This window comes from Pseudomonas chlororaphis, from assembly GCA_001023535.1.
Classification (GTDB): domain Bacteria; phylum Pseudomonadota; class Gammaproteobacteria; order Pseudomonadales; family Pseudomonadaceae; genus Aquipseudomonas; species Aquipseudomonas chlororaphis_E.
Window position 1 is genome coordinate 2,572,618 of sequence record CP011020.1, and the last position, 13,862, is coordinate 2,586,479.

Sequence of the window (13,862 nt, forward strand, 5' to 3'; positions counted from 1 at the left end):
GCACTCGGAGTAATGTGCCCGCCTGATTGTCTTTTCTCTCGGTTCTTTCCAAGGAAGTGGAACATGCTGCGACGCCGCATGCTGATCATGTTGGGTGTTGTCCTGCTGGTGGTGCTGTTGCTGGCCGGCTACAAGGCCTTCTCCGTCTACCAGCAGATCCAGATGTTTTCTGCGCCGAAACCACCGGTCAGCGTGGCCGTGGCCACGGCTACCGAGCAGCCCTGGCAGGCCCGCCTGCCCGCCGTCGGCAGCCTAAAGGCCCTGCAAGGCGTCGACCTGAGCCTGGAAAATTCCGGGACCGTGCAGAAGGTGCTGTTCCAGTCCGGCCAGAAGGTCAAGGTCGGCCAACCGCTCCTGCAACTCGACAGCGACGTCGAAAGTGCCTTGCTGCAAACCGCCGAGGCCGATCTTGGCCTGTCGCAACTGGACTTCGGACGCGGCCGACAACTGGTCGGCAGCCAGGCGATTTCCAAGGGCGAGTTCGACCGACTCTCGGCGCAAATGAAAAAGAACCAGGCCACGGTCAATCAACTCAAGGCCTCGCTGGCCAAGAAACAGATCCTCGCGCCCTTCAACGGCACCATCGGCATTCGCCGGGTGGACGTCGGCGACTATCTGGCCAGCGGCACGGTCATCGCCACCCTGCAAGACCTCAGCAGCCTGTATGTGGATTTCTACGTGCCCGAGCAAACGGTGCCCAGGCTTGCCGTTGCCCAGCCGGTCAATGTCACCGTAGCGGCCTATCCCGGGCAAACCTTCGTCGGCGCCATCAGCGCGATCAACCCCAAGGTCGAGGACAGCACCCGCAACGTGCTGGTGCGCGCGACCCTGGCCAACCCCGATGGCAAGCTGCTGCCGGGCATGTTCGCCGACCTGCAGGTGATCCTGCCGGAGGTGGCCAATGCTGTCGTCGTGCCGGAAAGCGCCGTGACCTACACCCTCTATGGCAACTCCATGTACGTGGTCACGCAAAAGAAGGCCGCCGATGGCAGCGTCGAGAAGGATGACAAGGACCAGCCGGTGCTGATCGCCGAGCGGCGCTTCGTCGAGACCGGTGAGCGCCGTGATGGAAAGGTCCTGGTTTCCAAGGGCGTGCAGAGCGGTGAACAGGTCGTGATCGCCGGCCAGATCAAGCTCGACAACGGTACGACCATCGCCATCGGCGACGACAAGACCCTGACCGAACAGAACAGCCCGCCGCGCGCGGACTGATCAAGGAATCCCCATGGCTTTTACCGATCCGTTCATCCGCCGCCCGGTGCTCGCCACCGTGGTCAGCCTGTTGATCGTGCTGCTGGGCTTCCAGGCCTGGAGCAAGTTGCCCTTGCGCCAGTACCCGCAGATGGAAAACGCCCTGATCACGGTGACCACCGCCTACCCCGGGGCCAACGCCGAGACCATCCAGGGCTACATCACCCAGCCGATGCAGCAAAGCCTGGCCAGTGCCGAAGGCATCGACTACATGACCTCGGTCAGTCGCCAGAACTTCTCGGTGATCTCGGTCTACGCCCGCATCGGTTCCAACAGCGACCGGCTCTTCACCGAACTGCTGGCCAAGGCCAACGAGGTCAAGAACCAGTTACCCCAGGACGCCGAGGACCCGGTACTCAGCCGTGAGGCCGCCGACGCCTCCGCGCTGATGTACATCAGCTTCTTCAGCAAGGAACTGAACAACCCGCAGATCACCGACTACCTGTCACGGGTGATCCAGCCCAAGCTGGCGACGTTGCCGGGCATGGCCGAAGCCGAGATCCTCGGCAACCAGGTCTTCGCCATGCGCCTGTGGCTCGATCCCGTCAAGCTCGCCGGTTTCGGCCTGACCGCCACCGACGTGACCAATGCCGTGCGCCAGCAGAACTTCCTCTCCGCCGCCGGCGAGGTAAAAGGCGAGTACGTGGTCACCAGCATCAACGCCAACACCGAACTCAAGTCAGCCGAGGCCTTCGCCGCGATCCCACTCAAGACCGAGGGCGACAGCCGCGTGTTGCTGCGGGATGTGGCGCGGGTGGAAATGGGCGCCGAGAACTACGACACCATCAGCTCCTTCGGCGGTACGCCGTCGGTGTACATCGGGATCAAGGCCACGCCGGGCGCGAACCCGCTGGACGTGATCAAGGAGGTGCGCAAGCTCATGCCGGAGCTGGAGGCCCAGCTACCGACCAACCTCAAGGCCGAGATCGCCTACGACGCCACCCTGTTCATCCAGGCCTCCATCGACGAAGTGGTGAAGACCCTGTTCGAGGCGGTGCTGATCGTCATCGTCGTGGTGTTCCTGTTCCTGGGCGCCCTGCGCTCGGTGCTGATCCCGGTGGTGACCATCCCGCTGTCGATGATCGGCGTGATGTTCTTCATGCAGTTGATGGGCTACTCGATGAACCTGCTGACGCTGCTGGCCATGGTGCTTGCCATCGGTCTGGTGGTGGACGATGCCATTGTGGTGGTGGAAAACATCCACCGGCACATCGAGGAAGGCAAGAGCCCCTTCGACGCCGCATTGGAAGGTGCACGGGAAATCGCCATGCCGGTGGTCTCGATGACCATCACCCTGGCGGCGGTGTATGCGCCGATCGGCCTGCTCGAAGGGCTGACGGGGGCCTTGTTCAAGGAGTTCGCCCTCACCCTGGCCGGGGCGGTGGTGATTTCCGGGATCGTCGCCCTGACGCTGTCGCCCATGATGTGCGCAATGCTGCTGCGCCACGACGAAAACCCCACGGGGTTGGCCCACCGCCTGGACATGGTCTTCGAACGCCTGAAGGGCCGCTACCAGCGCATGCTCCATGGCACCCTCGATGCGCGCCCGGTGGTGCTGGTGTTCGCCGTGATCATCCTGCTCCTGATCCCGGTGCTGATCATGTTCACCAAGTCCGAACTGGCCCCCGACGAGGACCAGGGCATCATCTTCATGATGGCCAACTCCCCGAAGACGACCAACCTCGACTACCTGAACGCCTACACCGATCACTTCATCACGATCTTCAAGGAGTTCCCCGAGTACTACTCCTCGTTCCAGATCAACGGCTACAACGGCGTACAGTCCGGCATCGGCGGCTTCCTGCTCAAGCCCTGGAACGAGCGCAGCCGCACCCAGATGGAAATCCTGCCCGAGGTCCAGGCCAAGCTCGAAAGCATCCCCGGCTTGCAGATCTTCGGCTTCAACCTGCCATCGCTGCCGGGCACCGGCGAAGGCCTGCCGTTCGCCTTCGTCATCAACTCTCCGAAGGATTACGCCACCCTGCTGCAAATCGCCGAACGGGTGAAGAACCGCGCGATGGCGTCCGGCAAGTTCGCCTTCATGGACATCGACCTGGCGTTCGACAAACCTGAAGTCGTGGTCGATATCGACCGCGCCAAGGCGGCCCAGATGGGCGTCTCGATGCAGGACCTGGGCGGCACCCTCGCGACCCTGCTGGGGGAAGCCGAGATCAACCGCTTCACCCTCGAAGGACGCAGCTACAAGGTCATCGCCCAGGTTGAACGGCCGTTTCGCGACAACCCCGACTGGCTGAACAACTACTACGTGAAGAACACCCAGGGCGAACTGCTGCCGCTGTCGACCCTGATCAAGGTCAGCGACCGGGCACGGCCACGGCAGTTGAACCAGTTCCAGCAGCTCAATGCGGTCACGATCTCGGGCTTTCCCGTCGTGAGCATGGGCGAAGCCATCGAGACGGTCCGCCAGATCGCCCGGGAAGAAGCGCCGGCAGGGTTCGCCTTCGATTACGCCGGGGCTTCGCGACAGTTCGTACAGGAAGGCAGCGCCCTGTGGGTCACCTTTGGCCTGGCCCTGGCGATCATCTTCCTGGTGCTGGCCGCCCAGTTCGAAAGCTTCCGCGACCCGCTGGTGATCCTGGTGACGGTGCCTCTGTCGATTTGCGGCGCCTTGATTCCGCTCTTCCTGGGCTGGTCAAGCATGAACATCTACACCCAGGTGGGCCTGGTGACGCTGATCGGCCTGATCAGCAAGCACGGCATCCTGATCGTCGAGTTTGCCAACCAGTTGCGCAAGGAACAGGGCCTGAGCCCAAGGGAAGCCGTGGAACAGGCCGCCTCGATCCGTCTACGGCCGGTGCTGATGACCACCGCGGCAATGGTATTCGGCATGGTACCGCTCATCCTCGCGACAGGCGCCGGGGCGGTGAGCCGCTTCGACATCGGCACGGTCATCGCCACCGGGATGTCGATTGGCACCTTGTTCACCCTGTTCGTGCTGCCCTGCGTCTACACGCTGCTGGCCAAACCGGACAAGAACCGAGAACACGCCAGTCTCTGATCTTTTGCGCTGGGGCCTCTAGCTCTTGGCTCTGGCTCTGGCTCTGGCTCTGGCTCTGGCTCTGGCTCTGGCTTTGGCTCTTGTGGCGAGGGAGCTTGCTCCCGCTGGAGCGCGAAGCGGTCCCCTCCGACCAACGGTCTCCCCACGGCAACGGCTTCGCAGCCGAACGGGAGCAAGCTCCCTCGCCACAGGTCCAGCCGTCACGGTTGAAAATCAAACGCCCAAAGATAAAGGCCTCGCATATGCGAGGCCTTTATCTAGACGTCATCATCCTCAACTCTGCGGCCTCATCCCTTGGGAAAGACTGAACATGAACAGCAGCAGATCATTGTCCGGCCGGGTCACTTCGCTGACCTTTGCCACCCGTGGCAAAGGGCACTGCGCATCCACCTTGGAAACGTTGAGGATCTGCGAGCGTGGCTGCTCCCACACAGCCACCGCCATCGACGCAACTGCCAGGGCTCCAACTAAAAACACACCTCTAGCAATTTCTAGTTTCATCGCTATAAACCTTTGATAGCGCTGCCAAACGCCGTCTCGTAAAAGTAGACGAGTTTTTTCCAGTCGGCGTCGCTGAACGACGAATGGCGCCGCAACTGCTTCATGTCATGGGAGGCCGCCTGCCGGGCCGTCATGCGCCGGCGGCACTTCTCCAGGTCCAGCAGCGCCACCTCCGGCTTGGCCGCCTCGCCCTCCCCAGTCACGCGCACGAAGACGTGCTTGATGTAGATGCAGCTGTGTTGCCAACGCCCCCTGTGCATGCGGGCCAGGTTCCCGGCCAGTTCCTGGAGGATCTGGTCATGCACCGCTTCGCCATGACGCTCGCGACCGCCACCGGCATACCAGTGTTCGATCTCCTCGAAACCTTCGAGCGCACGGGTCACCAATAACGCCCGCCATTTATGCTCGGGGTCCGGCTGGGCTCCACAGAACACCAGCTCGGGCACCCGGACATTGAGTCGAGGCAACGCCAGGAGCGCGTCCTGCTCGCGTAATACCGTCGGACGCCCGAACGGGTGCAGCCAACTGCGATAGATGTGCCCGGTCTGGCGCTTGGCATACAGCAACTCGCCGTCCTTGCTGGTGATCCGTTGTACGCCGCTCTCGCCGCCACGTCGTACGTTGGGCTCCTCCACCCACTCACCCTGCAAGCTCCAAAAATAATCGAAACTGTCGCGGGGGATACCTGATGCCTCTGCTACCTGCACAACCATGCTTTTACCTCTTGCGTAATACATAAACTCGCCACATGGCATAGAGCGGTAGGAAATCCAGTCGTTCCTGAATACGGAACCCAGCCTGGCGAAATTCCTCTTCTACTGTAGCAACCGGTAACACAAATCGATTTTGGTAGTCTTTCTGCCCACGGGTGCGTTCCTGGCGCTTGCGTTTCCAGGCCTTGAAATTACCGTCGACCCACAATGAAACAATCACGCTGTCGCGGCTGACCCGCTCGAATTCCTTGAGGATCGCCAGGCGGTGCGCGGATTCACCGATGTGGTGCAGCAGCCGCATGCAAAAAATGCTGTCGACGGCGTTATCAGGCAAGGCAATGTCGAACGCAGATGTGTGCAAGGGTTGTACCCGTTTCACCACATCGGCCGGTTGAGATGTCATGGCCGTCTTGAGCATGGCCTCGGAATTGTCGGCGCCGATGATCACCCGGTTCGGTTTTTCGGCCAGCAAAGGCCAGAAACGCCCGGCACCGCAAGGCAGGTCCAACACCAGCCCCGGATCGCCGACAAGCGCCAACGCTCGGCGAGCCAGCTGTTGATCCCGCTGGTTGGACAGGCGACGGCTCATGCCGCTGCGATGCTTATGGAAATATTTGCGAGCATGCTGCTCGTCGTATTTCTCGGAAAAATCCAGCTTGATGGGTTTGGACATTGAGGGGGCCTCCATTACAGATGGGCCCCACCTTATGAATCGGCATGTCATCTCTTTGTGAAAACAAAGTCATGTTGATGCCACCAATAGTTACAAGATTTGTCCACAAGCCCCCTTATCCCGTCGGGTTCAACTGCACTTCAAAACGGCAGCCGTTAGGCTCCATCGTGCTGAGGCTCACGGTCCAGCCCTGGTTTTCGCAGATCCGCTGCACCAGCGACAGCCCCAGTCCCAAGCCCTCGCCGCGCTGCTCGTTACCGCGCACGAACGGCTCGAACATCGCCTCGCGCTTCTCTTCGGGGATGCCCACGCCGCTGTCTTCCACCACGAAACCGGTGGCGGTCAGCGAAAGACGGATAAACCCCTGGTCGGTGTAGTGCAGGGCGTTGCGTAGCAGGTTTCCCATCACGGCGGTCAGGAAGGTGGCGTTGTAGAGCGTCTCAAGGGTCTGCCCCGGTTCGAAGATCAGCGTCAGGCCCTTGGATTCGATGGGCGCGCGCCACACCCCGAGAAGGTTCTCGGCCACCTGCGCGAGGGTCGCCCGAGGTGACATGCCGTTGTCTTCGCGCCGAGCCCTGGCGAGCATCAGGAAGGTCTGGACCAACTCTCGCATTTCCTCACTGGCGCGGTTGATCCGCTCGACCTGGGTGCGACCGCGCTGATCCAGCGCCGGGTTTTCCAGCAACAGTTCGCACGAGGTCGCCAGGACCATCAACGGCGTACGCAACTCGTGGCTCACATCACTGGTGAACAAACGCTCGCGGGTCAGGGCCTGGCGTAGCTGGCCCAGCGTGGCGTCGAACGCCACGGCCAGTTCGCCCACTTCATCGGCCGCGTAATCCGGCGCCAGCGGTGGGGCCAGACCAAGCAACTGGTCGCGGTGCCGCACTTGCCGGGCCAGGCGAACCACAGGCGCCATGACCCGACGGGCCAGGACCCACCCCAGGAACACCGCCAGCGCCAGGCTGAGCACAAAGCCCACCAGCACCACGGCGAACAGCACCCGTTCGCGCTCTTCGAAGTCGCTCTGGTCCTGGAGCAGGACGTAGTGGCGGCCGTCCACGATCTCGACCATGGCGTGATAGGACAGCTGTTCGCGAAACACTTCGTGGAACCCGCGCTCCAGATGGCGCAGGTCCTTGGGCAGCTCGAAATCCCCGGGGCCGCCGCTGAAATAGAACAACTGGTCGGGTTCCGGGCGATGGTTCCAGTCCGAGACGCTGTCCATCAACAACAGGCGCTGCAGGTCGCCACCGAGCCCGGCGGAAATCAGTTTTTCTTCAACCAGGTGGACCGTCGCCACGATCCCCATGGCGAACGCCCCTGCCACCAATGCGCTCATCAACGCAAAGGCGATGATGATCCGCTGGGCAAGGCTTTGCTTAAACTCCATCGCGCCCCTCGGCCAAGCGATAACCGACGCCGTGCACAGTGTGCAGCAAGGGTTTTTCGAACGGTTTGTCGATCACCTGGCGCAGTTGATGGACATGGCTGCGCAGGCTGTCGCTGTCCGGACAATCATCGCCCCAGAGCGCTTCTTCGAGGATTTCCCGGCGCAACACATGGGGGCTTTTCTGCATCAGCACCGCCAGCAGCTTCAGGCCGACCGGGTTGAGCTTGAGCAGCTTGCCTTCGCGGGTCACTTCCAGGGTGTCGAGGTCGTAGCTCAGGTCACCGACCTGCAACGCCCGCCGTCCACCCCCCTGGGCCCGGCGCATGACCGCCTCGATCCGCGCAGCCAGTTCCGACAGGGCAAAAGGCTTGATCAGGTAATCGTCGGCCCCGGACTTGAAGCCTTGCAGGCGATCGTCCAACTGGTCCCGGGCGGTGAGCATGATCACCGGCGTGTCGCGGCGGGCGTCTTCACGCAGGCGCTTGCACAAGGTGTAGCCGTCGATGCCCGGCAGCATGATGTCGAGCACGATCAGGTCGTAGTGCTCGGTCGCCGCCAGGTGCAACCCCGACAGACCGTCCTGGGCACAATCGACGGTGTAGCCCTTGAGCCCCAGGTAGTCGGCCAGGTTGGCCAGGATGTCGCGGTTGTCTTCGACCAATAGAATTCGCATGGGCACCTCTGCGTATACGGGGAACGGCCGTCTTGGCCCGCGCAGCTTACGGCCAAGTGTGGCTCACCGCTAGGATTGTGTCTGCTCGTGTCTTCACTGGACCGCTCCCGAACACAGCCTTGGGCAAGCCTTGACGACTTTTTCACCCAACCTTCACACCCCTCCCACGCAACACCGGTCAGACTGCGCGAAACGCGCTGTTCATCGAAGACTCCCAGAAAGGTACTTTCATGGTTTCCACCGCCATCCGCCCTGCTTCCAGGCCGCTTAACCTGCGGATCGCCCTGGGGCTGCCCGCCGCCGTCGCGGTCATCCTGGTGCTATTGGAACTGACCACCCTGGACATGGGTCTGGCCCACTTGTTCTATGACGCCACCGGTGGCGGGTTCATTGGCCGTCACAGTTACTTTTTGGAAGACATCCTCCACGACCGTGCCAAGGAGGTAGTCATCGCCTTTTCCGTGGTGGCGGTCCTGGGGTTTATCGCCACGTTCTTCAACGCTCGACTCAAGCCGTTCAAACGCGAACTCGGCTGCCTGGTCCTGTCCCTGGCGCTGGCCACGTCGTTCGTCACACCGATGAAGGCCGTGACGGCCGTGCAATGCCCCTGGAGCCTCAAGGAGTTCGGCGGCAAGGAAACCTACAGCGAATTGCTGAGCCCGCGACCGGCCACCGACAAGCCTGGGCGATGCTGGCCCGGCGGCCATGCCGCGACCGGCTTCACCCTGTTTGCCCTGTTCTTCGTCCTGCGTGACCGCCGGCCACGCCTGGCCAGACGCGCGTTCGTCCTGGCCCTCGGCCTGGGCACGGTGTTTTCCATCGGCAGGATGATGCAGGGGGCGCACTTCTTTTCCCACAACGTCTGGACCGCGGTGTTCTGCTGGCTGATTTGCCTGGGTTGCTACTACTTCATTCTTTACCGACCCGCCGCCACGACGGATCGCGTAGCCCTGCCCGCCCCCGCCCGGGGCTGAGGATCTTTCAGAGGGGGGCGAGCCTGCGATAACGATGCTGGGGCTGCTGGCCCTTCGCGAGCAAGCCCGCTTCCACAGGGGACCAGGGTGGGCGCAAATCCGGTGATCGCCCAAGATCACCTGTGGGAGCGAGCTTGCTCGCGAAAGCGGCGTAACGCTCGCTCCCCAATAAGCGGCAATAAAAAACCCCGCCTGCTTTCGCAGGCGGGGTTTTTCGCTACAGGGTAAGGCTGGCTTACATCATGCCGCCCATGCCACCCATGCCGCCCATGTCTGGCATACCGCCGCCAGCTGCACCTTCTTTCTTCGGTGCGTCAGCCACGGCTGCTTCGGTGGTCAGGATCAGACCGCCGATGGAAGCCGCTGCCTGCAGGGCCGAACGGGTGACCTTGGTTGGGTCCAGGATACCCATTTCGATCATGTCGCCGTACTCGCCCGACGCAGCGTTGTAGCCGAAGCTGCCTTGGCCGTTCTTGACCTTGTCGACCACGACGCTTGGCTCGTCGCCGGAGTTGGCAACGATCTGACGCAGCGGCGCTTCAACAGCGCGACGCAGAACAGCGATGCCCACGTTCTGGTCAGCGTTGTCGCCCTTGAGTTCGGTCAGGGCTTCCAGTGCGCGGATCAGCGCAACGCCACCGCCAGGTACCACGCCTTCTTCAACGGCTGCACGGGTAGCGTGCAGGGCGTCTTCAACGCGGGCTTTCTTCTCTTTCATTTCGACTTCGGAACCGGCGCCAACCTTGATCACCGCAACGCCGCCGGACAGCTTGGCCAGGCGCTCTTGCAGTTTTTCACGGTCGTAGTCCGAGGAAGTTTCGGCAACCTGGGCACGGATCTGGCTAATGCGCGCTTCGATGTCACCTTGAACGCCAGCACCGTCGACGATGATGGTGTTTTCCTTGGACAGGGTGACGCGCTTGGCGTTACCCAGGTGCTCCAGGGTGGTGCTTTCCAGGCTCAGGCCGATCTCTTCGGAGATCACGGTACCGCCGGTCAGGACGGCGATGTCCTGCAGCATGGCCTTGCGGCGGTCGCCGAAGCCAGGGGCCTTGACCGCAGCAACCTTGACGATGCCACGCATGTTGTTCACGACCAGGGTCGCCAGGGCTTCGCCTTCAACGTCTTCGGCCACGATCAGCAGAGGACGGCCAGCCTTGGCAACGGCTTCCAGCACCGGCAGCATTTCGCGGATGTTGGAGATTTTCTTGTCGACCAGCAGGATCAGCGGGCCGTCCAGCTCGGCCACCATGGTGTCCGGCTTGTTGACGAAGTACGGCGACAGGTAGCCGCGGTCGAACTGCATGCCTTCGACGACCGACAGTTCGTTTTCCAGGCCCGAGCCTTCTTCAACGGTGATCACGCCTTCTTTACCGACTTTTTCCATGGCTTCGGCAATGATGTCGCCGATGGAGTTGTCGGAGTTGGCGGAGATGGTGCCTACCTGAGCGATGGCCTTGAAGTCAGCGCAAGGCTTGGACAGGCCCTTGAGCTCCTTGACGATGGCGATGGTCGCCTTGTCGATGCCGCGCTTGAGGTCCATCGGGTTCATGCCGGCAGCGACGGCTTTCAGGCCTTCGTTGACGATCGACTGGGCCAGGACGGTGGCGGTGGTGGTGCCGTCGCCGGCGTCATCGTTGGCACGGGAGGCAACGTCTTTGACCAGCTGCGCGCCCATGTTCTCGAAACGGTCTTCCAGTTCGATTTCCTTGGCTACGGAAACGCCGTCCTTGGTGATGGTCGGAGCGCCGAAGCTCTTCTCGATGATCACGTTGCGGCCTTTCGGGCCCAGGGTCGCTTTTACTGCGTCAGCCAGGACGTTGACACCGGTGAGCATTTTCTTGCGGGCGGAATCGCCGAATTTAACTTCTTTAGCAGCCATGATCGATATTCCTTAAATACTGTGTAGTAGCGGGAAAATGAGCGGGGAAATCAGCCTTCGATAACAGCGAGGATCTCGTTCTCGCTCATTACCAACAGGTCTTCGCCGTCGACTTTCACGGTGTTGCTGCCGGAGTAAGGGCCGAACACAACCTTGTCACCCACTTTCACGGCCAGCGCACGCACTTCACCGCTGTCCAGCACGCGGCCGGTACCTACAGCGAGAACTTCACCGTGGTTGGCTTTTTCAGCAGCCGAACCTGGCAGGACGATACCGCCAGCGGTTTTCTTCTCTTCTTCGCTGCGACGGATGACGACGCGGTCATGCAGAGGACGAAGCTTCATTGTCGATCTCTCCTAATTTTGGGTTTTCATCGGCCGGTGTAGTCCCGGCGGGTTTAACAAAGCCGGCGAAGCCGGTTGCGGTTCGTCAGTCGAACCGCGGAAGTCTGTCCGGTGTTGCCACCGGAAACCTTGCGGTGACCCATACATAGGGGCGCGCAAGGCGATTACAAGGGCCGGGTGGAAAAATTTTTACGTCCACGCCTGAACGAACACGGCGCCCGAAGGCGCCGTGCTGAAGGGTTTACTTGGAGTCGCGGTGTTCGAATTCACCTTCGATCACCGTCGGCTCGCGGCCCACCGGCTCTCGTGGGGCCGGGCCGCCACGGGGCTGGAGGTCATCGGCGAACGCGCGCTGACGCATCGCCTGCTCCTCGGCGCGCTGGCGCATCTTGTTGGCGAGCATGCGCCGGGTGAACGGCAGCAGCAGGACCAGGCCCAGCACGTCGCTGATGAAGCCTGGCAGGATCAACAGGCCGCCACCCAGGGCCAGCATCAGGCCTTCGAGCATGGTCTGGGCAGGCAGTTCGCCGCGGTTCAGGCTTTCACGGGCACGCAATGCCGTGGCGAGGCCGGCGATGCGCAGCACGAACACGCCGAGCATCGAGCCGAGAATGACCAGCAGCAGCGCCGGGAAAAACCCGACCGCACCGCTGACCTTGACGAATACGAACAGCTCCAACACCGGGAACAGCAGAAAGAGCAACAAAAAAGGGCGCATCAAAAGGTTCCTCAACGCAAGAATGCCTTGCTATCAAACCCTAAATGACGTCGTCCTTTCGTGAATTCAAGCGTTCGCCTCTGCATTTTTCGGCCATTGCTCGGCGTGAGCCAGGTAAACCAAGGCTTCGCGCACTTGTGTCGGCGTGTTGCAAGGACTGGGAAACGCCAGCCAGTACAGCCCCTGGCCAATGCGCAGGTGCATGCCTTCGCTGTCGATGCCGACCATCTGTGCCGGCTCGCAGTCCGGCAGTCCGGCCAGTGTCACGTAATGGGCGATGGCCTTGGCGTGATCGGCGTTCATGTGTTCGATCATGCTCGCCTCGGCCTGGCCGGCAAAGGGATTGGCCAGGGTGACCTGGTCGATCCAATGAATCGCACCGAAGCCGCCGATGTAGCGATGACGCACCGGGTCGAGCACCCAGAAGTCGAAATCGTGGGCCTTGTGGTAGTTCTGCGATTCGGGGAAATAACGGTAATAGCGCTCGGCAGCGGCCTCGATGGCGGCGCTGTCCTGGAGTTTGCGTGCCTGTGCCATGCATGTCAGGCGCCCCACGGCCTGCACGTCTTGCGCCCCTCGCTCGCCCACCAGCATCGAACACTTGGGGTCTTTCTGCAGATTGTGGGTGTGCTGGGCAATGCGGCTGATCAGGATCAGCGGCTGGCCCTGCGCATCCAGGCAATACGGCACGACGGAGCCGAACGGGAAGCCGGGCATGGATTTGGAATGGGTGGATAACACTCCACGGTATTCCTTGAGCAGCAGCTCTCGGGCAAGCTTGGCAGCTTCAACGCTCAATTTATGACTCCTTCGACTAAATTCGTCTTGAATACGATCAGGCAGCTGGACTATGTTTCCAGGTGCCATCGGGCAACTCTATGCCGCGCTCCAGCCGCTACAGAAGAGAGGCCCGCAACCGAACTCCCTCAACCGCTCCGCCATCCCGGGACACGCACATGCAACTCACTGACAAAGTAATCATTATCACTGGCGGTTGCCAGGGCCTGGGGCGCTCCATGGCCGAGTACCTGGCGGGCAGGGGCGCGAAGCTTGCCCTGGTCGACCTCAATCAGGAGAAGCTCGACCAGGCCGTGGCCGCGTGCGTGGCCAAGGGCGTCGAGGCCCGGGCGTACCTGTGCAACGTGGCCAATGAAGAACAGGTGAGCGACATGGTCGCCCGAGTGGCCGAGGATTTCGGCGCGATCCATGGTCTGATCAACAATGCCGGGATCCTGCGCGACGGCCTGCTGCTCAAGGTCAAGGACGGCGAAATAAGCAAGATGAGCCTGGCCCAATGGCAAGCCGTGATCGACGTCAACCTCACCGGCGTGTTCCTGTGCACCCGCGAAGTGGCGGCGAAAATGGTCGAGCTGAAGAACAGCGGCGCGATCATCAACATTTCCTCGATTTCCCGCGCCGGCAACGTCGGCCAGACCAACTACTCCGCCGCCAAGGCCGGCGTGGCCGCCGCCACCGTGACCTGGGCCAAGGAACTGGCGCGCTACGGCATTCGTGTCGCCGGCATTGCCCCGGGCTTCATCGAGACTGAAATGACCCTGGGCATGAAACCCGAGGCCCTGGAAAAAATGACCTCGGGCATCCCGCTCAAACGCATGGGCAGGCCCGAGGAAATCGCCCATTCGGCGGCGTACATCTTCGAGAACGACTACTACACCGGCCGGATCCTGGAAATGGATGGCGGGTTGCGGATCTAAGGTCAC

General features: G+C 61.8%; 13 protein-coding genes. 4 read left to right on the forward strand and 9 right to left on the reverse strand.

Features of this window, described 5'->3' with window-relative positions; genetic code table 11:
* Positions 1–63 precede the first annotated feature (63 nt).
* Complete coding sequence (locus VM99_11285; GenBank protein AKJ98609.1) at positions 64–1,212, forward strand: RND transporter; 1,149 nt, start codon at positions 64–66, stop codon at positions 1,210–1,212.
* A 13-nt stretch (positions 1,213–1,225) separates the two neighbouring features.
* On the forward strand, positions 1,226–4,270 hold the full coding sequence (locus tag VM99_11290; GenBank protein ID AKJ98610.1) for an acriflavine resistance protein B: 3,045 nt from the start codon (positions 1,226–1,228) through the stop codon (positions 4,268–4,270).
* A gap of 273 nt (positions 4,271–4,543) precedes the next feature.
* Here the strand turns inward: VM99_11290 and VM99_11295 are convergent, their stop codons facing one another.
* The 5 genes from VM99_11295 to VM99_11315 all read right to left on the reverse strand — a co-directional run bounded on the left by VM99_11295 (position 4,544) and on the right by VM99_11315 (position 8,223).
* A complete protein-coding gene (locus tag VM99_11295; protein AKJ98611.1) occupies positions 4,544–4,771 on the reverse strand; it encodes a hypothetical protein in 228 nt (75 codons plus the stop codon).
* Positions 4,772–4,773: 2 nt separating this feature from the next.
* Positions 4,774–5,484 carry an InaA protein gene (locus VM99_11300; GenBank protein AKJ98612.1) on the reverse strand — a complete coding sequence of 237 codons (711 nt, stop codon included), beginning with the start codon at positions 5,482–5,484 and terminating at the stop codon, positions 4,774–4,776.
* A 4-nt stretch (positions 5,485–5,488) separates the two neighbouring features.
* Positions 5,489–6,157 carry an SAM-dependent methyltransferase gene (locus VM99_11305; GenBank protein ID AKJ98613.1) on the reverse strand — a complete coding sequence of 223 codons (669 nt, stop codon included), beginning with the start codon at positions 6,155–6,157 and terminating at the stop codon, positions 5,489–5,491.
* A 115-nt stretch (positions 6,158–6,272) separates the two neighbouring features.
* Complete coding sequence (locus VM99_11310) at positions 6,273–7,550, reverse strand: histidine kinase (protein ID AKJ98614.1); 1,278 nt, start codon at positions 7,548–7,550, stop codon at positions 6,273–6,275.
* Positions 7,540–8,223: an XRE family transcriptional regulator gene (locus VM99_11315; GenBank protein ID AKJ98615.1), complete on the reverse strand. Its 684-nt coding sequence runs from the start codon at positions 8,221–8,223 to the stop codon at positions 7,540–7,542. Before VM99_11315 ends, VM99_11310 begins: the two co-directional genes overlap by 11 nt.
* A gap of 230 nt (positions 8,224–8,453) precedes the next feature.
* On the opposite strand from VM99_11315, the gene VM99_11320 reads away from it, so the two are divergent.
* The gene (locus VM99_11320) at positions 8,454–9,197 is read left to right on the forward strand and encodes a phosphoesterase (GenBank protein ID AKJ98616.1); all 744 of its coding nucleotides are present in this window, start codon (positions 8,454–8,456) and stop codon (positions 9,195–9,197) included.
* Between the two features lie 235 nt (positions 9,198–9,432).
* Here the strand turns inward: VM99_11320 and groEL are convergent, their stop codons facing one another.
* The 4 genes from groEL to VM99_11340 all read right to left on the reverse strand — a co-directional run bounded on the left by groEL (position 9,433) and on the right by VM99_11340 (position 12,939).
* A complete protein-coding gene (gene groEL, locus VM99_11325; protein AKJ98617.1) occupies positions 9,433–11,079 on the reverse strand; it encodes a molecular chaperone GroEL in 1,647 nt (548 codons plus the stop codon).
* Between the two features lie 50 nt (positions 11,080–11,129).
* On the reverse strand, positions 11,130–11,423 hold the full coding sequence (locus tag VM99_11330) for a molecular chaperone GroES (protein ID AKJ98618.1): 294 nt from the start codon (positions 11,421–11,423) through the stop codon (positions 11,130–11,132).
* 241 nt (positions 11,424–11,664) lie between these two features.
* Positions 11,665–12,141 carry an exclusion suppressor FxsA gene (locus VM99_11335; protein AKJ98619.1) on the reverse strand — a complete coding sequence of 159 codons (477 nt, stop codon included), beginning with the start codon at positions 12,139–12,141 and terminating at the stop codon, positions 11,665–11,667.
* A gap of 66 nt (positions 12,142–12,207) precedes the next feature.
* Complete coding sequence (locus VM99_11340; GenBank protein ID AKJ98620.1) at positions 12,208–12,939, reverse strand: heme iron utilization protein; 732 nt, start codon at positions 12,937–12,939, stop codon at positions 12,208–12,210.
* 158 nt (positions 12,940–13,097) lie between these two features.
* Here VM99_11340 and fabG point away from each other — a divergent pair, with 158 nt between their 5' ends.
* A complete protein-coding gene (gene fabG / locus VM99_11345; GenBank protein AKJ98621.1) occupies positions 13,098–13,856 on the forward strand; it encodes a 3-ketoacyl-ACP reductase in 759 nt (252 codons plus the stop codon).
* The last annotated feature ends 6 nt before the right edge of the window (positions 13,857–13,862 follow it).